19 protein-coding genes are annotated in these 23274 nt (G+C 39.1%); 6 read left to right on the top strand and 13 right to left on the bottom strand.

Annotated elements, in window-relative coordinates; genetic code table 11:
- Nucleotides 1-45: 45 nt before the first annotated feature.
- Nucleotides 46-201, bottom strand: a complete 156-nt coding sequence (locus ASJ81_RS23585; protein WP_245859865.1) for a hypothetical protein — start codon at nucleotides 199-201, stop codon at nucleotides 46-48.
- Here ASJ81_RS23585 and ASJ81_RS06395 point away from each other — a divergent pair, their 5' ends adjacent.
- Nucleotides 202-717, top strand: coding sequence for a hypothetical protein (locus ASJ81_RS06395; RefSeq protein WP_245859864.1), 516 nt, complete (start codon nucleotides 202-204; stop codon nucleotides 715-717).
- A gap of 254 nt (nucleotides 718-971) precedes the next feature.
- Here the strand turns inward: ASJ81_RS06395 and ASJ81_RS06390 are convergent, their stop codons facing one another.
- The 5 genes from ASJ81_RS06390 to groES all read right to left on the bottom strand — a co-directional run bounded on the left by ASJ81_RS06390 (nucleotide 972) and on the right by groES (nucleotide 6666).
- Entirely contained in the window at nucleotides 972-2168 is a 1197-nt protein-coding gene (locus ASJ81_RS06390) for a pyridoxal phosphate-dependent aminotransferase (protein ID WP_095643758.1), read from the bottom strand.
- Nucleotides 2169-2447: 279 nt separating this feature from the next.
- Nucleotides 2448-3146 carry a hypothetical protein gene (locus tag ASJ81_RS06385; protein ID WP_245859863.1) on the bottom strand — a complete coding sequence of 233 codons (699 nt, stop codon included), beginning with the start codon at nucleotides 3144-3146 and terminating at the stop codon, nucleotides 2448-2450.
- 300 nt (nucleotides 3147-3446) lie between these two features.
- Nucleotides 3447-4274 carry a ribonuclease H family protein gene (locus tag ASJ81_RS06380; protein WP_095643757.1) on the bottom strand — a complete coding sequence of 276 codons (828 nt, stop codon included), beginning with the start codon at nucleotides 4272-4274 and terminating at the stop codon, nucleotides 3447-3449.
- A 356-nt stretch (nucleotides 4275-4630) separates the two neighbouring features.
- On the bottom strand, nucleotides 4631-6241 hold the full coding sequence (groL, locus tag ASJ81_RS06375) for a chaperonin GroEL (RefSeq protein WP_095643756.1): 1611 nt from the start codon (nucleotides 6239-6241) through the stop codon (nucleotides 4631-4633).
- Between the two features lie 146 nt (nucleotides 6242-6387).
- Nucleotides 6388-6666 carry a co-chaperone GroES gene (groES, locus tag ASJ81_RS06370; protein WP_095643755.1) on the bottom strand — a complete coding sequence of 93 codons (279 nt, stop codon included), beginning with the start codon at nucleotides 6664-6666 and terminating at the stop codon, nucleotides 6388-6390.
- Nucleotides 6667-6903: 237 nt separating this feature from the next.
- Here groES and ASJ81_RS06365 point away from each other — a divergent pair, with 237 nt between their 5' ends.
- Together ASJ81_RS06365 and ASJ81_RS06360 are read left to right on the top strand one after the other, a co-directional pair.
- Nucleotides 6904-7311 (top strand): ArsR family transcriptional regulator, encoded by a 408-nt coding sequence (locus ASJ81_RS06365; protein WP_048110312.1) that lies wholly within the window; start codon nucleotides 6904-6906, stop codon nucleotides 7309-7311.
- 206 nt (nucleotides 7312-7517) lie between these two features.
- Nucleotides 7518-8642 (top strand): DUF362 domain-containing protein, encoded by a 1125-nt coding sequence (locus ASJ81_RS06360; RefSeq protein WP_095643777.1) that lies wholly within the window; start codon nucleotides 7518-7520, stop codon nucleotides 8640-8642.
- 333 nt (nucleotides 8643-8975) lie between these two features.
- Here the strand turns inward: ASJ81_RS06360 and ASJ81_RS06355 are convergent, their stop codons facing one another.
- The 5 genes from ASJ81_RS06355 to ASJ81_RS06330 all read right to left on the bottom strand — a co-directional run bounded on the left by ASJ81_RS06355 (nucleotide 8976) and on the right by ASJ81_RS06330 (nucleotide 16491).
- Nucleotides 8976-10919 carry a PRC-barrel domain-containing protein gene (locus ASJ81_RS06355; protein ID WP_095643754.1) on the bottom strand — a complete coding sequence of 648 codons (1944 nt, stop codon included), beginning with the start codon at nucleotides 10917-10919 and terminating at the stop codon, nucleotides 8976-8978.
- A 160-nt stretch (nucleotides 10920-11079) separates the two neighbouring features.
- Nucleotides 11080-11874 (bottom strand): PRC-barrel domain-containing protein, encoded by a 795-nt coding sequence (locus tag ASJ81_RS06350; RefSeq protein WP_095643753.1) that lies wholly within the window; start codon nucleotides 11872-11874, stop codon nucleotides 11080-11082.
- Nucleotides 11875-12009: 135 nt separating this feature from the next.
- Complete coding sequence (locus ASJ81_RS06345) at nucleotides 12010-12813, bottom strand: PRC-barrel domain-containing protein (protein ID WP_095643752.1); 804 nt, start codon at nucleotides 12811-12813, stop codon at nucleotides 12010-12012.
- Between the two features lie 867 nt (nucleotides 12814-13680).
- The gene (locus tag ASJ81_RS06335; RefSeq protein WP_095643751.1) at nucleotides 13681-14280 is read right to left on the bottom strand and encodes a hypothetical protein; all 600 of its coding nucleotides are present in this window, start codon (nucleotides 14278-14280) and stop codon (nucleotides 13681-13683) included.
- 117 nt (nucleotides 14281-14397) lie between these two features.
- Nucleotides 14398-16491 (bottom strand): MASE3 domain-containing protein, encoded by a 2094-nt coding sequence (locus ASJ81_RS06330; RefSeq protein ID WP_095643750.1) that lies wholly within the window; start codon nucleotides 16489-16491, stop codon nucleotides 14398-14400.
- Nucleotides 16492-17477: 986 nt separating this feature from the next.
- Here ASJ81_RS06330 and ASJ81_RS06325 point away from each other — a divergent pair.
- Together ASJ81_RS06325 and ASJ81_RS06320 are read left to right on the top strand one after the other, a co-directional pair.
- Nucleotides 17478-18131 carry a phosphoribosyltransferase gene (locus ASJ81_RS06325; protein WP_095643749.1) on the top strand — a complete coding sequence of 218 codons (654 nt, stop codon included), beginning with the start codon at nucleotides 17478-17480 and terminating at the stop codon, nucleotides 18129-18131.
- Nucleotides 18132-18344: 213 nt separating this feature from the next.
- Nucleotides 18345-19028 carry a dienelactone hydrolase family protein gene (locus ASJ81_RS06320; protein ID WP_095643748.1) on the top strand — a complete coding sequence of 228 codons (684 nt, stop codon included), beginning with the start codon at nucleotides 18345-18347 and terminating at the stop codon, nucleotides 19026-19028.
- A gap of 224 nt (nucleotides 19029-19252) precedes the next feature.
- Here the strand turns inward: ASJ81_RS06320 and ASJ81_RS06315 are convergent, their stop codons facing one another.
- Complete coding sequence (locus ASJ81_RS06315) at nucleotides 19253-21313, bottom strand: MASE3 domain-containing protein (RefSeq protein WP_275112536.1); 2061 nt, start codon at nucleotides 21311-21313, stop codon at nucleotides 19253-19255.
- Nucleotides 21314-21884: 571 nt separating this feature from the next.
- Nucleotides 21885-22202, bottom strand: coding sequence for a Rieske 2Fe-2S domain-containing protein (locus ASJ81_RS06310; protein ID WP_245859862.1), 318 nt, complete (start codon nucleotides 22200-22202; stop codon nucleotides 21885-21887).
- Here ASJ81_RS06310 and ASJ81_RS06305 point away from each other — a divergent pair.
- Nucleotides 22201-23274 (top strand): IS1634 family transposase (locus ASJ81_RS06305; RefSeq protein ID WP_095643524.1); only part of this gene is annotated, 1074 nt, incomplete at its 3' end. The two genes, ASJ81_RS06310 and ASJ81_RS06305, sit on opposite strands and share 2 nt — an antisense overlap.

Genomic DNA, 23274 nt, shown 5'->3' with positions numbered 1-23274 from the left:
AAAGCAAAAAGGATGGGGATGAGCATGCTATAGGGGTAATAGGTATCAATCAATAAACATGGAGAACTGCTGAGGCTCTATCCCCTGGGGTTCAGGTATGGGGAAAGGCTGATTGATTTCAGGAAGAATGACCTGCTCGAGGTCACGGTTACTAAACCTGAGCACGATGTCAGGTGGGAGAGCAGGAAAGTTCTCAGTCACTTGAACCTGGAAAATCCCATTAAAGAGAGAGAAATAAAAGAGCTTGTCCTGCATCTCGTAACGTCTATAGAAAGGCTGAATCTCGAAGGAGCAAGTCTTGGAGTGGTAAAGCCGGAAATCCTTAATCTTGAGATAAAGGTAAACAGCACTGAAGCTTATGACAGGCAGCAGTACTTTAACCTTATAGGAGATTTTCTGGAAAAAGGGGAGAAAACCGCCCAAATGCCTGTAGAGATAAGGTTTTTCTTCAGGTGTGAAGGAGAAGAGGCCTGCAGGAGGCATAAAATAATCCTGCTCGATTGGGAATTCAATGAGACCGTAAGGAACATTATAAGAGATGAACAGGAACCGACAGCTGTAAAAAGGAAGATAGAAGAATATTTCTCAAACTTGATAAAAGAAAAGGAACTTCACTTTATCATGGGTACACATTTCACGTATGGAACCTGGATGATAACGGGTCTTTTCTGCCCGGAAAAAGATGGCAAAATTCAGAAAAACCTTTCCGGATTTTAAAAATAGTATGAAAAAATAAAATTAATTAGAGAGTTAGAAAAAGTGAAGGAAAGATTGATTTAAATTAAATTATAAATTTAACTAACTAGTTAACTTGATTAATAATCAACCTAAGTGAATAATTAGGTTAATTAAACAGTTAATTAATTAATAATTAACTTAATTAAGTAGTTAATTAGTTAGTTAACTAATTAACTTGATTAGTAATCAACCTAAGTAAATAATTAGGTTAATTAAACAGTTAATTTAATTAATTATAGAACTTCTGATCCTTCAAGATCTTTTTCCAAAAAGGCTTCCAGCCTGTCCATACCTTCTTTTATATTTTCGATACTATTGGCATAGGAGAAACGAAGATAACCTTCGGCTCCATTTCCGAAATCGATTCCTGGCGTAACTGCAACGCCAGCCTCGTTGAGAATGCGGCGGCTAAGTTCCAGGGAGTCACTGCCGTACCTGCGAGCATCAGCAAGAACATAAAAGGCTCCCGTCGGCTCTTTGCGGACTTCAAGACCCATCCCGATAAGCCTTTTCAACATGTACTGGCGGCGTATGTTGTAAGTCTGGACCATCTCGGCAACATGGTCCTGTGGACCTTTCAGGGCTGCGATTCCTGCCTCCTGGACAAAAGAATTGGCACAGATGAAAAAGTTCTGATGGATTTTCTGAATCGCACGGATGCATTCAGGAGGACAGATAATATAGCCAAGCCTCCACCCGGTCATAGCATATAATTTGGAAAAGCCATTAAGAACAAAAGCATTCTTTGTGTATTCCAGTATAGTATGATCTTCCCCACTATAGATCAAACCCTGGTAGATCTCGTCCGAAATAATAGGAATTCCTTTTTCATCCGCGATCTCGGCAAGGCCCTGTAAGCTTTCCGGAAGCATGATATGCCCTCCAGGATTTGAAGGACTATTGATCAGGATAGCTTTAGTGTTCGGGCTCAGGCACTGCCTTACCGTTTCCGGTTCCAGGGCAAATCCGTTTGTCTCACTCGTGTAAACAAAGACAGGAGTTCCGCCCAGGTATTTCACGAAATTAGGATAGCAGGCATAATGAGGGTTCGACATTACAACTTCGTCCATTTTCTCAAGTAGAGCCATAAAAACAATTAAAAGAGCCGGACTTGTGCCAGATGTTACAATAACCTGGTCCGGACTCAGTTCGACTCCGAACTTCTGCTGGTAAGATTCGACTATTGCATCTCTGAGCGAAAGAAGTCCCTGACTGTGAGTGTATTTTGTGGATCCCCGGCCAATAGCAGCACAGGCAGCTTCACATATGTGCGGAGCCGTAGGAAAATCAGGCTCTCCGACCTCGAGGTGGATTATGTGTCTTCCCTCAGCTTCCAGAGCCTGGGCACTTTCCAGCACTTCCATCACATAGAAAGGAGGGATATCTTCAGATTTCTTTGATAAGATGCATTCGGAATTTATTGAAAACATAGAAGACCTTCTGAAAATCAATTATTGTGAAAGGAGCTGAAGTAAAAGCAAGTAACAACATTGATATTATATCTGAAACTGCGTATGCTTTCAAGATTTAAATATTCTGTGGGAAAAAACAGGATCAGAACTGAGAAAATATAAAGAAAAAAGCTGAACCCTGAGAAACCGAAAGGAAAAAAGGCACCTTCCTGATCAATATGGAAAAAAAGTCAAATTCTGGCATAAACCCAGTTTATAAGACAGAAACCAGCTTTATAAGATGCTTTACAGGATAGCTTAATTTCTTGGCATGACTTTTTCGAGAACTTTTACATCCGGATCGCTCCAATCCTGACTTTCAAGTGTTTTCGCAAAATCTCTCTGGAAAACCTGGAACTTTTCAAGATTTTCAGGAATAATATTAAGGAAATCATAGTCTCCGTATGCCCCCGCAAAGAAGGAAGAAACCGTTTCCTCAAATTTTTCCTCTATTCTCTGGGGATACCAGAACCCATCCTGTGAGAGCAAGACAAGGTTAGGATCGGGAACAGGTATATCATCCGAGTAAGTAAAAAACCCTATAGAAACTTCTTCTCCATATTTCGCAAGAATCAGTTGATTCTCAAACTCGGATTTCTGAAGCTTAAGAAGCCATTCTCCCTTTAAAAGATCAGCAACTTCATTGATAATCCCATGAGCCTTGAGTATCTTTTCTGCAACCTGCTGTATATCCAGGATGAAGTTTTTACGCTGTTCCTCAGGCATTTCAAGACAGGATATACAGCTTTCACCGGCCGAAACTCCAGCATACTGAACCTCTTCTTGACCGAGTTTTTTCGGTTCTTCGGCATTTCCTTCAGATTCTTTTCCTGTTTCCCGTTGGACATCGGAAACAGTCTTCCATATCTTATTTTCAGGATATTCTACCGTAACTCGCACCCCATATAGTATAATAGTGGAATACTCATAAATATTAGGTACTGCAAGCCTTTTCACAAGCCCTTAAAAAAACTGCTTGACCGCAAGCCTTTTAAAAAAACTGCTTGACCGCAAGCCTTTTAAAAAAAGGCTTGAGCGAAAACCCCAAGTAGTGTTTGGATTTGAGAACCTTTGAGCGAAAACCCCAAGTAGCGTTTGGATTTGAGAACCTTATCCCCAAACCCTATCGGCGTGATAAACCGGCGCAACGGTTTCGGTGCAACGATTTTGATAAACCAGCGCGATGGTTCGTTTGAATTTGAGAACTTTATCCCCAAGCCTTGCTGGCATGGTCAACTATTGCGCCCGTTAAAAAGGTTACTTGAAGCGTTCGGCTCTTCTAAAGAGGTTTTCAGGGGAGCGGTCCACTTCATCACAGATGATCCTGTGGGAAATTGAGCTCGGGAGAATGGAACAGGTCTGATTGTCTGTACCCCGAAGCCCCCAGGTTTCGTCCGTCAGCAGGAAGTAGGAATTTTCAAGTCTGACACCTTTTGCTTTCAGCGATGAGAGAACATGTGGATCGGACAGATCTTTCCTTATTTCTTCTGCGGCTTTTACCTGTGTGCCCGGACCTCCTTTTTTTATTAGATAAAACCGGTCATTCGAGAGGATTTTATCCATTGTACGGATAATCAACCTGTAGCAGGTCTTTTTATTCGTGGATTTTTCTTCAACTTTTTCCAGATAAAGGATATTACGCCCGTTTCGAGCGATATCGGAAAGAATATCACCCCTCCGTGAAAAAGACTCCACTTCACAGGTTGGAACATTCAGGAAAAAGACTGGAAATTTTTTAGATAAACTGTCTGCTATTGCCTGATTTATCTTTTCGCGTGGAATGTATTCAAAGTTAATACTGAGACCAGAAAACTTCTTTTCGATTTCGGGCCTTTCCTTCTGGAAAACTTTTACGGCTTCAGTAGAGTCATTATAAATAGTAATGTCCCTGGCACCTTCTGAAAAAATGTTTGTAAGGGTTACAGCCAAAGAAAGGGCCTCAAGTTCACATTCAAGGTTACTTTTAGGGGAACCGGGAACCTTTGTTGTAGACTGATGGATCTGTTTGCCATTCCTAAGTACAGTACAACCAATATAAGAGTCCTCACCTTCATTAAAGGAAGAATCACAGTAAATCTCAAACATGTTTAATTTCACCTGTTCAGTAGAAGATTCTATTGCAAAATGGACTAAAATGTAGAGTAAACGTATAAACAGTAATCCTGCAAGCTGGACTACAAAATAACAAATTAATAGCTATGACTATTGATAAAGTATGATATTAGAAATATATAACTTATAAGTAGAATAAAAAATAAGGAAAGAGAAGATAAACCAAAAGAAGAGAAGATAAACTAAAAGAAGAGAAGATAAACTAAAAGAAGAGAAGATAAACTAAAAGAAAAGCTAGGAAAGGAGTAAAAAAGCAAAGAAAGATAAAAACAAAAAGAAGTAAAAGGCAAAAGAAATAAAAAAGTAAAAAGAAAGGAAGAAAATCAAAATTAGATTATGATTGTAGCTGCCCTTTCGTCCTTTTCTTCATCGAAGTCCGTGACAAGAGCTTCGGTTGTTAGTACCATTCCAGCAATTGAGGCAGCGTTCTGGAGGCCGCTTCTAACTACTTTTGTGGGGTCGATGACACCTGCTTCAAAGAGATCTTCAAAGACGTCTTTCTTTGCATTGTACCCAAAGAGTTCACTGGGTTCAGCCCTGATGGTTGCAACGACTTCAGCACCTTCTTTGCCTGCATTTTCAGCGATCTGGCGTACAGGTTCCTCGATAGCTCTCTGAACTATTTTTACGCCTACTTCTCTGTCGCCTTCAAGTTTCAGGGAGTCCAGAATGGTAGCTGCACGGAAAAGACTTATTCCACCACCTATAACCACACCTTCTTCAACTGCGGCTTTTGTGGCATTGAGAGCGTCATCAATTCTCATCTTTTTTTCTTTCAGCTCGGTTTCGGTTGCAGCTCCCACCTTGATTACTGCTACCCCACCTCCTAACTTTGCCTGGCGCTTTTTGAGTTCGGTCTTCCTGTAATCCGCATCTGCAATATTAATCTGAGCTTCGATAAGGCTGACCCTTTCCTTAATCTTTGCTTTATCACCTTTGCCTTCCACAATGATGGTCTTATGGTTGTCAATTGTGACTTTCCTTGCACTTCCAAGCATATAATCATCGAATTCCTCAAGCTTCATGCCCTTGTCTTCGCTGATTACCTGTCCGTCGGTTAGCACGGCAATATCTTCGAGCATTTCCTTTCTCTCGTTTCCAAACCCTGGAGCCTTGACCGCACAGACCCTCAGTGCTCCGCGAATGATATTCAGAATCAGGGCAGCCTGGGCATCCCCATCGACATCGTCAGCAATAATAAGGAGAGAACGGCCTTCAGAAGCAACTTTTTCAAGCACGGGAACGATCTGCTTCATGCTGTTGATTTTTTTGTCCGTGATCAGGATGTAAGGGTCGTCAAATTCGCAGACCATCTTCTCGGTATCTGTTGCCATATAAGGAGATACAAAGCCTCTGTCGAACTGCATTCCTTCTACAACATCCAGGCTGGTCTCCATTGTTTTGGAGTCCTCAACCGTGATTACCCCATTATAGCCGACTCTTTCCATGGCATCGGTAATCAAACTACCGATTTCTTCATCATTATTTGCAGAAATTGTAGCTACCTGTACGATTTTCTCCTTACCTTTTACCTCAACGCTCTTGCTCTTGAGATAGTCTACAACCTTTTCTGTTGCAATCTCAATACCTTTTTTGACATCTATAGGGTTTGCTCCGGCACTGATATTTTTCAGGCCTTCCCTGATCATGCTCTGGGCAAGAAGAGTTGCAGTGGTTGTTCCATCTCCGGTATTATCCTGAGTTTTTGAAGCAACTTCTTTGACAAGCTTGGCCCCCATATTTTCGAACTTGTCATGAAGCTCGATCTCCTTTGCAATGGTTACCCCGTCATTTGTGACCACAGGTTTTGTACTTTTGTCCAGTACAACATAACGTCCCTTTGGCCCGAGAGTGATCTTGACAGTATTTGCAACTTTATCTACACCGTTTAAAAGTGCCTTTCTTGCATTTTCATCAAACATTATCTGCTTTGAAGCCATCTGTATTCACCTGAATTAAAGTCAAATAGAATCAAACCTTTTCTCAAGTTAAATTTAGAGAATTAAGTTCGGATATATTCTTAAATTCTATGAATCAAATCTGAACACATTTTTCCTATGTTCTTCAAAATCGGCCTCGTTCAAAATTATTCATTAGCAATTGTTGCCAGAATATCCTTGAAGTCGACAAAAAGGAACTTTTCATCGTCAATTTCAATTTCATCAGATTGGTATCCCCCGTAGATTACATGGTCACCTTTCTTCAGGGGAAGCTCCTTTCCATCTTCAAAAGTCCCTACCGCAATAACAACACCTTCCTTTTTCTCCTGCCGTGCAGACTCAGGGATATATATCCCGCCTTTTGTCACTTCTTGTTTCTTCTGGTGCTTAAGCAAGACTCGTTCGCCAATAGGTTTGATAATCACTTTATTGTTCCTCCTTATGTGTAAGTGACCCCATTTTAGCTGAACATTAACTGGTAGCTATGAATCAGTATGGGATTAGTCAATATATTGAGCGCTCGTGCGCTTAACTATCTGCATATAATGTGAGTCTCATATTTAAAAGTTACTGGAAAAATAAATAAGATTCTCAAAAAATCGAAATGATTTCGACAAAATACAAAAAATCTATATATACAAGATATTGTAAAATATACAATGATGGTCCAACAGATAATCCTCAGATATCTTGAAAAACCGCATGTAAAAAGTATGGAAGACGATCTTCTATGGCTATGCGATAGCTTTGGCTTTTCTTCGGGTAGAGACACGGAAAATACTGCCACCAGGATAGTTTTTAGTCTGCTTGATAGACTATCAAATGATGAAATAACTTCCTCAGAAGCCCTTGCTGAAGACCTTCAGATGAAAATATCCAGAGTAAACCATCATCTGAGGAATCTTAATGATTCAGGTCTCCTTTACAGAAAAAAACGTCTGATATACCTTCGTGGGGGAAGCCTGAAAGCTGCAGTAAAAGAAATGCGAAAGGACTCGGAAAGAATTTTTGACGAGCTTGAAAGCATAGCTGAAGAAATAGATCTCAGAGCAGGGATCAAAAATAGATAAGAAATTAAGACAGAGACAGAGAAGAATTCGACATTAACTGAGCAGTAAAGAGCTCAATAATAAAAATTTTAAACAGGAACAATACTCAATAATAAAAATTTGGACCGGAAAAAACTCAATAGTAAAACTTTGAACCGGAAAGAAACTGAATAATAAAACTTAAACCGGAAAGAAATTCAATAATGAACTCACTTATTTCCACAACCGTGAATAAAGTATCCATAACTCGCTGCCCTGATTATTTTTATACAGAAAAAGCAATAGCTGAGGCTCTGGAACTTCTAGGGGGCCTTGAAAATATAATCCATCCTGGTGACAGCGTACTCCTGAAACCGAATATCCTTGCAGCTGCCTCTCCTGAAAGTGCAGTAACCACTCATCCTTCAGTTGTAGCGTCAATGTGCAAATTCGTACTTAAGGTTGGAGGAAAACCTATAGTAGGGGACGGAGCCGGAATCTCAAGGCCAGGAGCCACCTCAAAAGCTCTGAAAGTTTCAGGTATAGAAGAAGCTGCCCGAAAAGCCGGAGCAAAGGTAGTAAACTTCGAAACCTCAGGCTTTACCCAGGTAGATGTCCCGGACCCTCTCCAGTTCCGCAAGTTATACATTGCAAACCCTGTCCTTGAAGCTGATGTAGTTATATCTCTCCCAAAACTAAAAACTCATGAACTTACCTACTACACAGGTGCAGTCAAGAACTTTTTCGGAACTCTCCCTTTAAGGTGCCGGAAGGAAGCGCATCTTCTTGGAAAAAAAGACCTTTTTGGTGAAGCAGTTGCCGACGTATACTCGGTTGTCAAGCCTGCCTTCGCAGTCATGGATGGGGTTATAGGCATGGAAGGAAATGGGCCTTCTCATGGGAAACCCGTAAATTCCAGAGTAATTTTGGCAAGCCGGGATTGTATTTCCCTGGATATTGTTGCTGCGGAAATGATAGGTTTTGACCCTCTCAAAATTCCCACGACACAAGGAGCCATGAAAAAAGGATTTGGAAACCAGTGTCCTGTTGTGGTTGGAACCCCATTAGAAGAAGTCAAAATGAAATTCAAACCATCAAGTGGAGGAGTCAGTACAGCTCCTTCCTTTCTTACCCGCAATCTAGGCAAATACTATAAGATTTATCCCAGGATAAACAGGAGAAAATGCACTCACTGCGGAGCCTGTTATTTAAACTGTCCCCCTCATGCTGTTGAACGGCTCGAAGACGGGAATTTTAAAATCAATGAAGAAAAATGTATCCTGTGTTATTGCTGCCGTGAACTATGCCCCAATAATGCAGTGGAAATTAAAAAGTCGCTGCTTGCAAAGCTTTTGTCAGAAAAGACAACATGAATATGTAAAAGTGACAACACATCAAAATCATAAGTAGAAGAATTAACAGGAAGTTAATAGGAAGTTAATAGGAAGTTAACAGGAAATTAATAGGAAGTTAATAGGAAGTTAATAGGAAGTTAATAGGAAATTAACAGGAAATAGATTCTTTTAATCGATTTTTAAGTCAATTTAAAGACAGATTCAGACTTTCAGAATAAACCGAATATAAAATAGTTAGCAGATAGCTAGCGTTTTTACCTTAATATAATTTAGTTTAGGGAGACATGTTAATATGCCTCCCTCATACATTTATTATATGTGTTCCCGTCTCTCTGCTCTCACCCTTTCTCTTTAGTGATATTTGCGTTCCCGCCTTTCTGCTATCTCTTTATCTCTTTCCAACTGCTCAAGTCTCCCTTCATCGGTTTCTGTCTTTTCCAGCTTTTCTATCCGTTCTTTTTCCTGCCGTGCTATTAATTCTTCTGCTGTTCCCAGGGGTCTTTCACTTTGAGTACGAGTTGTCCTCTGTGGCTGGGTTTCTCTAGGCATTCCTGTAGCTACGCCTGTCTGCCAGTAAGGCTGGTATCCATAATAGGTGTAGGTTCTGGAGAGCTCCTCACGAGTTAAAGGCCAGTTGTCCTTGTCAAAGCCTTCTGCCTTTTCCAGGACATCCCTGGGAATATCAAGTAAGAAGGCATGCTCATGCGGCCTCAATGTAAAAGCCTGCCAGGGAATTGCAAAGAATTTGTCGGCCATGCCCAGGAATCCGCCAAAGGAAAGCACTGCATATGCTATTTTACCATTTTCCAGGTCAATGATTAGTTCTTCGATCCTTCCAAGGTCTTCTCCAGCAGCATTGACAACTCTATCCGTTTTTATCGTACTTGCTGATAAAAAGTCAGGCATTTCTCTACCTGCCATAACTCTCGTCTGGGTCAGAGTCTCAGCTTCTACCCGCTCTCTCTCCAGCTGTGCCAGTCTCTGTCTCTCGGTCTCGGCCTGACTTTCTACTTCAGTACGTTCTCTTTCCAGCTGTGCCAGTCTCTGTCTCTCGGTCTCGGCCTGTCTCTGGGCTTCTGTACACTCCCTTTCCAGTTGAGCCAGTCTATCTCGACGGGTTCCCTCCTGTACCTGTACTGACCTCAACTCTTCTTCAAGACGGGCTACTGCTTCCATTTTTTCCTGTCTTCTTGCTTCCTGTAGCTCTTTTTCCAATTGTGCTAACCTTTGTTTCTCAGCCTGTGCCTGCCTCTCAGCCTCAATCCGCTCTTTTTCCAGACGCATCAACCTTTCCCTTTCGGCATCTACCTGTTTCTGGGCTTTCATCTGCTGTTTTTCTAGCTGGGAAATTTTTTCTTCCTGTGTTCTCCTTAACTCTTCAAGCCTTTCTCTTTCTTGCTGCGTCTTTCTCTCTTCTTCTGCTCCTACCAGTGGCACCTGTCCTTCTCTTTCCATTCTGGCCATCCTTTCAGGTTCGCCTTCAACTGGCATTGCTGCCGAAACTCCTGCTGCCTGTGTTGCCACTCCTATCTGCCAGTAAGGTTGATACCCATAGTAGCTGTAGGTTCTGGAGAGCTCCTCACGAGTTAAAGGCCAGTTGTCCTTGCCAAAGCCCTCTGCTTTGTCGAAAGTCTCATTAGACACATTGAGAGCGAAAGCATGCTCATGCAGTCTAAGTGAAAGAGCCTCCCAGGGAAGAGCAAACAATTTATTGCCTATACCCAGAAATCCACCATGTGAGACTACAACGTACCCTACTTTTCCATCCTGAAGATCAATCATAAACTCTTCAATCTTCCCGGTATCCTTTCCAGATTTATCGACAACTTTATCCCCTTTTAGCGTGTCTGCGGACAAGAAATCTGGATTTTCCCTCTCTGAAGATGTGCCTCTTGTCCTGGCCATCCTTTGTGATTCGACTTCTTCAGGTACTCTTAGCTGCCAGTAAGGCTGGTATCCATAATAGCTGTATACGGTGGAAACCCACTCACGGGAGGTTATAGGCCAGTTGTCTTTGTCAAAGCCTTCTGCTTTTTCCAGAACGTCCTTGGGAATATCAAGGATGAAGGCATGATCATGAAGTTTTAATCTAAATGCTTGCCAGGGAATAGCAAACAATTTATCGCCCAGGCCCAGGAATCCTCCAAAAGACATTACGACATACGCTAGCCTTCCGTCACGAAGATCAATCATTAATTCTTCAATCTTTCCAAGGTCATCCCCAGATTCATTGACAATCTTATCTCCTTTTATTGTGCTTGATGACAAAAATTCTGGATTATTTCGATCTGCCATATTTCCAACTCCCTAAATTTTATAAATATATGTTTAAATGCCTGCGTTCCAGGCATAACTTTAATTTTCCCCCGATTCAGTTTGTTCCAGCAACCCTATCTCCCAGTAGTTAATACTTGTTCTTTTTTCTCGATAAAGGCTCAAACATTTTTGACAGATTTTATAGTCTGGGTATCTGCCAGTAAGGCTGATATCCATAGTAACTATACACAGTGGAAAGCCACTCATAGGTGGTTACAGGCCAGTTATCCTTATCAAAGCCTTCTGCTTTTTCAAGAGTATACTTAGGAATATTAAGTAAGAAGGCGTGTTCTTGAAATTTTGCTTGAAGAGCCTGCCAGGGAATAGCAAAGAATTTACCGTTCATACCCGAAAACTCACCAAAGGAGAGGACGGCATATGCCACTCTTCCAGCCTGGAGGTCAATTATTAACTCTTCAATCTTTCCAAGATTCTTTCCAGCGATACTGACAACCTTTTCTCCTTTTATTGTGTCTGCCGGCAAAAAATCTGGATATTTTCTAACTGATGTTCTTCTTATTCTAACAATTCTTTCCGATTCGGTCTCACCAGGCAATCCGGCTTGTTTTGCCACTACAGTTTGCCAGTAAGGCAGATGTCCATAATAAGTGTAGACTCCGGAGAGTTCATCTAGGGTTAAAGGCAATCTATTCTTATCGAAATCTTCGGCCTTTTCCAGAACCTCACCGGAGATATCGAGAATGAAAGCATGCTCATGTATTTTTGGTGTAAGAGCCTCCCAGGGAATAGCAAACAGTTTATTTCCCTTATCCAGGATTCCACTAAAAGACAATACGGCATATGCTATTCTTCCGTCCGCAAGATCAATCATTAATTTTTCAATCTTCCCAATATTTTCTCTAGTTTTATTGATGACCTTGTTACCTTTTAGTGCACCTTCTGACAAAAAATCCGGATCATCTCTATCTACCATATTCTAGCTCCCCAAACTAAAAAGATAAGTGTTTTTAAAGCCTGGACTCCAAGAACGATTACAAATTTCTCTCCTGATTAAGTTAGTTCCAACCCCCCATTTACCAGTACTTATACCTGTATCTATGATTAAGGTTCAGATATTGCCCGGACGGCTCTCTATTCTTTGTGTCTGCCAGTAAGGCTGATATCCGTAGTAACTGTACATAGTAGCAAGCCACTCACGATTAGTTACAGGCCAGTTATTTTTATCAAAACCTTCTGCTTTTTCCAGGACGTCCTTGGGAACATCAAGTAAGAAAACGTGTTCGTGTGGCATTAGTGTAAAAGCCTGCCAGGGTATACCAAATAGTTTATCACCCAGGCCCAGGAATCCGCCAAAAGACAAGACGACATATGCTATTCTTCCATCTGTAAGATCAATCATGAATTCTTCAATCTTTCCGATATCCTCTCCGTCTGCATTGACGACCTTATCCCCTTTTAGCGTGTCTGCGGACAAGAAATCTGGATTTTCTCTCTCTGAAGATGTGCCTCTTGTCCTGGCCATCCTTTGTGATTCAGCTTCTTCAGGCACTCCTGTCTGCCAGTAAGGTTGATACCCATAATAGCCATATACAGTGGAAAGCCACTCATGTGAAGTTACAGGCCAGTTGTCTTTATCAAACCCTTCTGCCTTTTCAAGAGTCTCTTTAGGAATATCAAGTAAAAAGGCATGTTCGTGTGTTCTCAGTTTAAAAGCCTGCCAGGGAATGGCGAACAGCTTATCACCCAGACCAAGAAATCCACCAAAAGAAAGAACGACGTATCCTATTCTTCCATCATGGAGATCGATCATTAATTCTTCAATTTTCCCAAGATCTTCTCCTTCCCTATTGACGACCTTATCTCCTTTTATTGTGCTTGCTGACAAAAAATCCGGATTATCCCTATTTGCCATATTCCAACTCCCTAAATTTAAGGAGACATCCGTCTCAAAGCTTGCGTCTCTAGACACAGCTCCAAAACCTCCCCCTAATTAATATTATTTTTTTGATGTTACTTAAAACTACCGGAATCATTAAAAGTAATATTTTATGTTATTAAGTAAAGATATATTGATAAATATTATAAAGAAGGGACAGAAATGGGAAGGTTTTTTGGAAAAGTATTCATTTATATCGAAGAATATTGTGCTAGCAATCAGTTGAAACATCGGATAACATCTCTTTCTTTGAAGAAAGTTATTGCTTGAACTGCCAAGTAAAAAAGAGGCATTTATAGGGAAAATTTTCAATTAGTATTAAGAATCAAATTTTTATAGCGATTTAAAGCGTTTATAAACACTTTGACAATGCGAATTGGAAAGTCTACAGATCCTAAAAGAAATGAAAAGCCGGTAATTAAGTTATAATCTTTTCCTTTTTATCTTTTTGAAAGCTCTTTTAACTCATAAAGCCAAAATAGATATCAGAATTCATAGACAATACTTCTGAAATCTTACCTTCGAAGGTGATAAGATACCCCAGACCTATATAGACACCGAATATGCTCCAGAAAAATGCTTTCATTGCAATGGAGCCGGACATGTTAATGGCAAAATTTGTGAAGCTTGTGGGGGACAGGGTGCTGTACTCGTTGCTCAGCCTGCGATAGTATGTCCTCTATGTAACGGTTCCGGGATTTTTGAGAGTGGAACTTGCAGGGTATGCGGAGGAAGCGGCTGGGCTCTTCTTTGAAAACAATTTTATGGATCACGGAAGTGAAAGGAGCGACTTAAAGGTGAAAGGAGCGACTTAAAGGAAATCTCGGGATTTCGGGAAGACTATCAATTTTGCCTTTTCCGAAACTCTGCTTTTCTTTCATCAGGTAGACAGTCAAAACAAGTTCCATAGTTTACGGACTTATATCTGTTCCTGCACTTAGGGCAGATATCCATACCCCTGAGGCTTGCAAAATGGCAGCGTTTGCAAAGCACAATTGCATTTTTCAAGGACTCACGTTCTTCCACTGCTTTTTTAGTTTCTTCTTCAATTAACTCTTTAATCCCGGTTTCTTCTAGCCATTCATGATAAAGCTTTTTGAAATTGCCTTCTTCTGAATCTTCAAGGAGAACTTCAATAAATTGCTCCTCAAGGTTAGTATGATCAGGTTCGGTTTTATGTACAGTTGAAGCTTTATGCCAGGTAGGGTGACTTTTGTGACGGTGTTTGCCGGAAGGAATAGAATCGAATTTTTGATAATTTTGCCTGTAAATTTCCCTGAACCTGATATATGCAGCACTGTAAATCTCGGAGCTAACCTGCGTCGGAGAAAAAGCTCTGGGAGTGTGAATACATAGGGAGTCGGAAGATCCACACCACGCACAGGTTTTACCTTTGAGAAATTCAGCCCTTTTTTCTTTCCATTCCTTTGTGTTACGCTTCATAGAGTCACCTCAAGAGAACTAAAGTAAAATAGACTCCTTTACTTAGTTAAGTAAGAGAAAAAGTCTTCCAAAAATGGAAAATTCGGCATGGACATAATACTTTGAAATTGTAAGGTTTTATTTTCCTTCGTTACTGAAATAAATAATATATTTTGTCCCCTGGCTTTTTTTAAGCTCTATACAACCGTCTATTTGTTCAACAAGAATGTTTACTAGCTGGAGCCCCAGGGATTCAGTATTTTGAAAGTCAACCTCTTTGGGAATTCCTGTCCCGTTATCGGCTACTATAAGCATGTAACGGAAATTATTGTTTATAGAGTCCTTACAGTCGTTTATACAATCCTTACAGTCGTTTATACAATCCTTACAGTCCTTACAGTCTTCCTTCAGTGGACGGTTTTTATCCTGACCTGAGATGCCGTACTCTGTAGCAAGAGTTTCAGTTCTGTAGAAATTTATGTTGATTTCGCCTTCTTTTCCCGAGGGAAAAGCATGCTTCAGGGAATTTGAAACGATTTCGTTTACAATAATTCCAAGAGGAACTGCAGTATTCATTCCCAGATAAACCTGCTCAAGGTTCAATTTGAGGCTTATATTCCTGTTTCCTACATTGTAGGAACTGAAAAGATCTGTGGTTAGCTTTCTCAGGTAGTCCGAGAATTCGAAAGCATCCGTACTTTCGCTCTCATGGAGCCTCTCATGGATCATCGCAATGGATTCGACACGGTTCTGGCTCTCTCTAAAGGCTTCGATCACTTCTTTGTCTTCGAATTTTTCTGCCTGAAGGCTGAGGAGAGATGAAATTACCTGAAGGTTATTCTTTATGCGGTGATGGACCTCTTTTAATCTAATTTTGTCTATTTTTTCCAGAGCTTCCTCAGCCATTTTGCGTTCGGTGATATCATAAACCAATCCCTGGAACTTTCCTGAACTTTCTGATTCATCCAGGATTCTCTGGACGATCTCACGGACCCATTTTATTTCCCCGTCTTTTTTCTGTATACGATATTCACTTTCAACGATAGAATTAATGTTTAGTTTTAGTTTTTCCTTTTTTTTAGAAGTAACAGGACGGTCTTCAGGTATGGTTATTTCCTGCCAGTCAACTTTTCCAGAGAGGAAATCCTGCTTCGAATAGCCGGTCATTTCCTCAACCGAACCATGTAGAAATATCAGTTTAAACTCTTTATTAAACTGAAACCCGATTCCCTGAAGATTTTGCATATAGGAACTGTAACTATCTGACTCGTATTCCGGATTGTCTTCTTTCTTAGCATTTCGATACGCAGTCAAGTATCTTTTACCTATCATTCTGCAAATATGACCGTACTCATCCTCAAAGAAAACAGCTTTCTGCCTGAAATCCTCTTCTCGGTGTTTAAATTCTCTGAAGAGAAGACTGCAAGGTTCTTCGAATCCGATATCTACGATTGCTTTATAGACCAGATAAAAAGACAGTAATTTAAAGAAGAGACCTACAATGCTTGGAGCCTCACCAATTTGACTGTCGAATATAAATAGCAGTGAAACAAAACCTGTAAGCACCAGGGAGATTGAGAGTAAATTGAAAACTTTTTCTTCGAACCTATCTCTGACAATATACATGAGAAAAAATGAACAGAGAAATATGAAAGAAATTAAGTATCCACTTGCTACTTCGAATTGGGTAAACCCTGAGCCCTGGAAATAGGAATCCGGGAGGTTTTCGGAAAAAAAAATTGAAATCAGGCAGGTAACACTAATTACTGCATATACAAGAAATGCCTTCCAGGCAAAAATTGAACTTTCAAGGGTTTTGACGTTTCTCTCCTGTCTATCTCCAGCGCATATCAAAAACAACGGAGCTACCAGAAAAGAAATACTTTCCAGGAATCTTGCGACGATCCAGAACTTAGCAGTCAGGTTTGTATCAAATTCTGGAAATACCTTCATGTGGTGAAACGCAAGTGCATTCAGAAAGTCGAAACTTCCTACGAAAAAGTAACCGACCCCCAATATCAGAAGGTATGGGTTTTCCAGGCGGCTTCTTGACTTCCATATGATTAGGAATATCACGTATGCAAAGTAGACGCTAAACAGTTCTATTACTATATGGAAGAGGAGGTAATTGTTAAGACTAATTAGATAAAGCAAAATAATTATGGTTATCCAGACCATCAATTCGTAGAAGTCTACTTTGAGTATGTTTTTCCTGACATCTGATATGTTCAATCACCCCCTTGCACCTAACGCCTCAAGAATTCATGAACTTTATATAAGACTGAATGTTTAGATTTACAAAGTGTTTTTAACATCAAGTAAATGGTTTTTAACATTAAGTTGATTTTAACATTGAGTAAACGATTTTAACATCAAGCAAATGGTTTTTAACATTAAGTTGATCTTAACATTGAGTTATACTGAGTTTATAATTTAGACCGGAATAACCTGCAAATAACGGAATCGGAAGAGCAAAAAGCATTGCAGAAAAAAGAATAAGAGAAAGCCAGGAGGCACCATACCTTATTAACTGTATTCTCAGTAAAGCAGCGCAGACAATATGCTCTCCCAAGTATATCAATTCCAAGAAGAATCATCAATGATCAAGCAATTCATTATTTATTCATATACAACAACTCACTTTCCAAATTTATAATATACATAAGAGCATAAATTATTTTAAGTTAATTATTCAAAAAATTGTCTACAAGCAAAAAATAATTTGGCGTAAAAAGTTTGAACAGCTTGATAACACGTATTACTATAGGCAATTAGTTAGAATGTATTGAATCTACTGTAAATCCTGAGTCATGTTTATATGCTGTATTTGAAACTGGTATACAATTATTGAGTTTTCAATTTGATAACTTTTTAGAGTTTGTTGTTTTATAGAATTTACAGAACATTGTCAGATAATATTTCTAATTTTTACTCTTTCCCTAGTCCCATTTCAAAAAGAAGTAATTATATAAATTTTAAGCTTAAATTTTATACTCTATACGTTTAAGGGTTTGAACATAGATACTATAAATCAATGTGATTTATCTTAGTACCTGCAGCAAAATAACTTAGGCACGTTTTTATACTGTACGTAAATATTTTCGCAAACAAGCTCAACTATTTATTTCAAACATAATTGTATATTGCATAGGTTATTTCGTTGCGGGCACTTAGATTATCTTTTCAATTAATCAAGTTCGACAGGGGTTGAGGGACAAATGGCACTTTTTAAAGACCGGGTGGATGCCGGGAAAAAGCTTGCAAAAGAACTTTCGAAATACGCAAACCGTTCAGATGTGTTGATACTTGCACTCCCGCGTGGTGGGGTTCCTGTTGCATTTGAAGTTGCAAAGGAACTTAACGTAAGGATGGATGTGTTCATAGTACGAAAACTGGGAGTACCCGGAAATGAAGAACTGGCAATGGGAGCGATCTCTTCGGACAATATTCGTGTGTTGAATGAAGATGTTGTCAGATCTTTTCAGATACCTGAACGGATAATTAATATGGTATCTGAGAATGAGCTCAAGGAACTTGAACGCAGGGAACGCGCTTATCGTGGAGATAGACCCAAACCTGAGATCAGCGGCTCGACTGTGATTTTAATAGATGACGGGCTTGCTACAGGTGCGACAATGCGTGCAGCTGCAGCTGCAATTAAAACTAAAAACCCGGCTAAAATAGTGGTTGCAGTGCCCACAGGAGCACGTGATACGTGTGAGCTTTTCGTAAGGGAGGTAGACGAAGTAATATGCGTAGCTACTCCTGAACCTTTCTATGGGGTGGGAGCCTGGTACGGGAATTTCAGTCAAACCACCGATGAAGAAGTCTGCGAACTTCTGGATAAAGCAAGAGCTCTCCCAGCAAGATAATAGTAACGTTTGGTATTTGGTAATACAATTATAAAGATAGTAATGTTTAATGTTTAGTAATGCAATTTAAAAATGATAATGTTTTATATTTAGTAATGCAGTTTAAAGATAATAGTAATGTTTGATATTTAGTAACGCAATTTATTATTTTTCAGATTCGGACCTATAATTAATAGACCTATAATTAATAGTAAAATGTTTTGGGGGGTTATAATGAGAGAACTATCAAGTAAAGGTAAAAGCAGTAACGAAGTCAAGATCCCGATTAATTCTATTACACTTGAAGGAAACCTAACAATTCCCGAAGGAGCAAAAGGAATTGTTGTTTTTGCACATGGCAGCGGAAGCAGTCGTTTCAGCTCTCGGAATCGGTATGTTGCTCAGGAACTTCAGAAAGAAGGCCTTGGAACACTGTTGTTTGATCTGTTGACAGCTGAGGAAGAGAGAATTGACATGATAACTGCTCACCTAAGGTTTGATATTGACCTGCTTGCAAACCGGCTTGTTAGCGTAACAAACTGGCTGCTTTTCAGCAATCCTGAGACTAAAAATCTCAACATAGGTTACTTTGGTGCCAGTACGGGAGCTGCAGCAGCACTCATAGCCGCAAAAGAACATACGAACGATATAAAGGCTGTAGTTTCCAGAGGTGGAAGGCCCGATCTGGCCGAAAAAGCCCTACCGAATGTAAAGGCGCCAACACTACTTATTGTAGGTGGGGAGGATTATCAAGTAATAGAAATGAACGAGTGGGCATTAGACCGCTTGAAAGTGGAACAAAAAGAACTTAAGATTGTTCCCGGAGCAACCCATCTCTTTGAAGAACCGGGAACATTAGAACAGGTCGCAAATCTGGCTGGAGAATGGTTTAAAAAATACCTTCTGGAAAAAGAATAAAAAGTTAAAACAAGTAGGGAAAAGACTAAATATAGTTTTGTTTAAATGTTAGTCTTGTTTAAATGTTAGTCTTGTTTAAATGTTAGTCTTGTTTAAATGTTAGTCTTGTTTAAATGTTAGTCTTGTTTAAGTATTAGTTTTGTTTAATATTAGTTTTTGTTTTAAGTTTTAATTTTGTTTTAAATATCCGTATTATATGGCAAAAATGGTTCTCAAAAACAGTTTTATTTTAATTTTCCAGAGTTTTCGGAGCTACTGAACCAGATAACGAACTCTGTTCCCCTGTTCCTTCTGAGCTCAATACAACCGTCAATCTGTTCTGTGAGAATATTTATTAGCTGGAGCCCCAGGGAATCAGTATTTATAAAGTCAATTTCTTCGGGAATTCCTCTGCCATTATCAGCTACGGTCAAAATGTAATCAATGTTTGGTTCATCCTGACAACTTATGCCCGTTTCTGGCTTTTCTGGTTTTGAGACGTACTTGTCTGCTTCTTGCAGTTGAATACTGATTTCACCGTTATCTCCGTCAGGAAAAGCATGCTTCAAAGAGTTTGAGATTAGTTCATTTACGATAATTCCAAGAGGAATTGCAGTATCCATGCCAAGATAAACATGTTTAAGTTCAAGCTTCAGGTTTACATGACTCTTGCCCACATGATATGAACTGAAAAGATCTGCGGTCAGTTTCTGCAGATAATCTGCAAAATCGAGAGTATCGATGCTGTTACCTTCATGAAGCTCCTCATGAATTATTGCTATGGATGCAACGCGGTTCTGGCTTTCCCTGAAGGCTTCGAGTACCTTTTCATCTTCGAATTTTTCTGCCTGAAGGCTGAGCAGGGATGATATTACCTGAAGGTTATTTTTTATGCGGTGGTGAATCTCTTTTATACGAGTGCCTTCTATTTTCTTCAGTGCTTCTGCTGCCATTTTATACTGAGTAATATCGTGAACCGAACCCTGAAATTTCGCAGACGTTCTAGACTCATCCGATATTTTTTGCAAAAACTCTCTGACCCATTTTATTTCTCCGTTTTTGGCACGTATCCTGTATTCACTTTCAATGACGAAATCCAAATTTGATTTCAATTTTTCTCTGTTTTCAAAAATCACATGACGGTCTTCAGGTAAGACTATCTCTTCCCAATTAATTTTTCCGGATAGGAAATCCTGTTTCATATAACCTATCATTTCCTCAACAGGTCCGTATAAAAATAGTAGTCTGAAGTCTTTATTAAGCTGGAACAAGATTCCATGGAGATCTTGAATGAACGAATAGTAACTTTTTTCATTCTTATCCCATTTCCCTACATCCTCTGCCAGATATTTATTTATTCCAATTATCCCACACATACGATTGTATTCTTCCGAGAGGAGAGCTGCTTTCTGCCTTAAGTCCTCTTCGTTATATTTTAATTCCCTGAACAAAAAGCTATAGGGCTCTCCAAATCCCATTTCTACAATAGCCTTGTAAATCAGGTAAAAAGACAGGAGCTTGAGGTAATGCCCGAGAGCAAATTGGAAGTCGTAAACATTATTGAATATAGTAAATGTTAATTCTGAAAAAATTGTCAGTATTATAGAAGCTGCAAGTAGCTTAAAGACCTTGTTTTCAAAACAATTCCTCTTGAAATACAAAAGAACTAGAGAGCAAAAAAGCATTAAAGATATTACATACTCACTTAGAATTTTAAAAAGAGTGAGTCCGGAACCTTCGATATAACTATCAGGAAAGTTTCTGAAAACAAAAATTGAGAGTATGCATAAGAGGGTAGTTACTGCATATATAAAAAAGACCCTCCAGGCAAACATAGACTTTTCTACGGGTCTTACGTAATCTCTTACACCATTCATTCCATATTTTATCAGAAGTAACGACGCTACCAGAAATGAGATACCTTGCATATACCTTGCAGCTATCCAGAGCTGGGTAGGGAGGTTCGTACCAAATCCGGGAAACATTCCCATACTTTCATATGATAATGTATGTAAAAGGTCAAGAGTTCCAACGAAAAAATAGGATATTCCTATAAATAGAATGTACCTGTTTTCCAGAAAAGTCTTTGATTCCCAGGCAAGAAGAAAAATAATATAGGCAACGATAATACTAAACATTTCTACAAGAGTGTGAAAAAGAAGGTTGTTACTAAGGCTAAGTATGTGAAGCAGACCTATTATAACCGCCCAGAATATTATATTTTTATACTCAGGACGTACTACTTCATCCCATAGATTTGAAATATATAATAACTCCTTTTTACAGCTTACTATGTACCCAAACAAACTTATCCATTTTATAGTAATTATATTTTCAGCATATAAATATAGTATATTTAGTATTATATGTTTCTAACATGAAGATTCTAAAAAACTATAAAAAAGAAGATGGCTTCATAAAAAAGAATCAGTATTTAAAATATCCTTCATTGATACATATTGTCCAACTATTTCCTGTTTACGAACTTTTAATTCTTTACTGTTTGCTCTTCTAAACGTTGTTTTAAAAAAATTGTTAGTGAATTAAAAAACGATGGGAGTTATATGAAGCCATTATTTCATAAAAAACAGTGTGTTCAAAAGCATATAGGTTTGAATAGAGATTTTGAATAGAGATCTTGAATAGAGATTTTGAATAGAGATTTTGAATAGAGATTTTGAATAGAGATTTTGAATAGAGATTTTAAATCTATTTCCTTAAAAACAAACATGATATTCCTTGAATAACATGCACAACTATATGAAAATGCATGCTGATGGCAGCATTTTCATGCTAAATAAGTTAAGAGATACTGATATATTCTTATCTCCCCACCCATTTGATCTGATTTCAAACATTTAGATTATTCGTCCCCTCTTACTCATTGTCTCCTTGCTCCTGTCTCGTCATATCGGCAGCTTCACTATAGGTATTTTTTTGCTCCATTACTTTCTTCTCCAGAAGTCCATAAACAGCAGGACTTAGAATCACTTCTCCCCTAGCATTATAACGAGAACCGTGACAGTGACAGTCCCAGGTTTTATCAGCATCATTCCAGGAGACAGAACATCCCATATGTCTGCAGGCAGGGTTGAGAGTATAAAACACGCCCTGTGAATCCCTATATCCTAGATTCGGCAGGTAAACATATAAGTTAATATAATTATTCTCACATCTTTTTTCTTGATTTTCCATGGCAGACAAAAACAACAGTCGACTAGTCGAATCCTCAATAAAACGTACAAGATTTTTAGGTCACCTTGGTCTCATTGCTGGAGTTTTCCGAGAACTTGAAGTTGACAAACTGATCGATGAGAAACTCCCAAAGGAAAGGGATCACAAGATTCCTCACTCAGTCTGCATCCTTGCCATGGTACTCAATGGTCTTGGTTTCATAGGTCAACGTCTATACCTTTTTCCTGACTTTTTCAGGAATATTTCTATAGAAAGACTTTTTGGAGAAGGTGTAACACGAGAAGATCTGAATCAATATGCTATCGGAGAAACTCTTGACAGAATCGTAAAGTATGGTCCTACAAAACTGTTTACGGAAATTGTTCTTCACATTATGAATCGTCTACCTATTCCTGTCCATTGTTTACACGCTGACACTACAAGTGTCAGCGTTTATGGTGATTATCAAGACGAAGAAACGGAGTCTATTGATATCACTTTTGGAATTCCCAAAAACGGAAGATGGGATCTCAAACAATTTGTGCTAAGTTTGATTGTAAATCAGCATGGAATACCCCTTTTTATGAACACTCATTCAGGGAATGCTTCCGACAAAAGCACAATTCTGGAAGCAATAAAGTCTCTCAAATCAGCTTTAAGTCCTGAAAGCAAAGTGTACTATGTCGCTGATAGTTCTTTTTACACTGACAATAATATCAATAATATAGGAAAGTCATTCTGGATCAGTCGTGTTCCTGCAACAATTAATGAGGCAAAGGAACTGCTAACTGCAAATCTAAACCTGAAGCCACTGAAAAGCGATGAAAGATACTCATTTTATCAAACCTTTGTTGATTATGGGGGAGTCAAGCAAAAGTGGGTTTTGTTGCTTTCTCATAAAATGAAAGAAAAGAAAGAGATAACTCTCAGAAAGAAGCTTCAAAATGAACTTGAAAAAGCAGAAAAGTCGCTTAAAAAACTGGTAGGAGAGGACTTCTTCTGTGAAGAAGATGCATTAAAAGCAGCAGAAAAATGGACTGCAGATTTCCCTTCTATTGTGTTTGAAAAAGTAGATTTGAAAACCGTTAAAAAA

Source organism: Methanosarcina spelaei, assembly GCF_002287235.1.
In the GTDB taxonomy this organism is placed as follows: domain Archaea; phylum Halobacteriota; class Methanosarcinia; order Methanosarcinales; family Methanosarcinaceae; genus Methanosarcina; species Methanosarcina spelaei.
The sequence above is the reverse complement of the archived record's forward strand: the minus strand, read 5'-3'. Positions and strand labels throughout refer to the sequence as shown.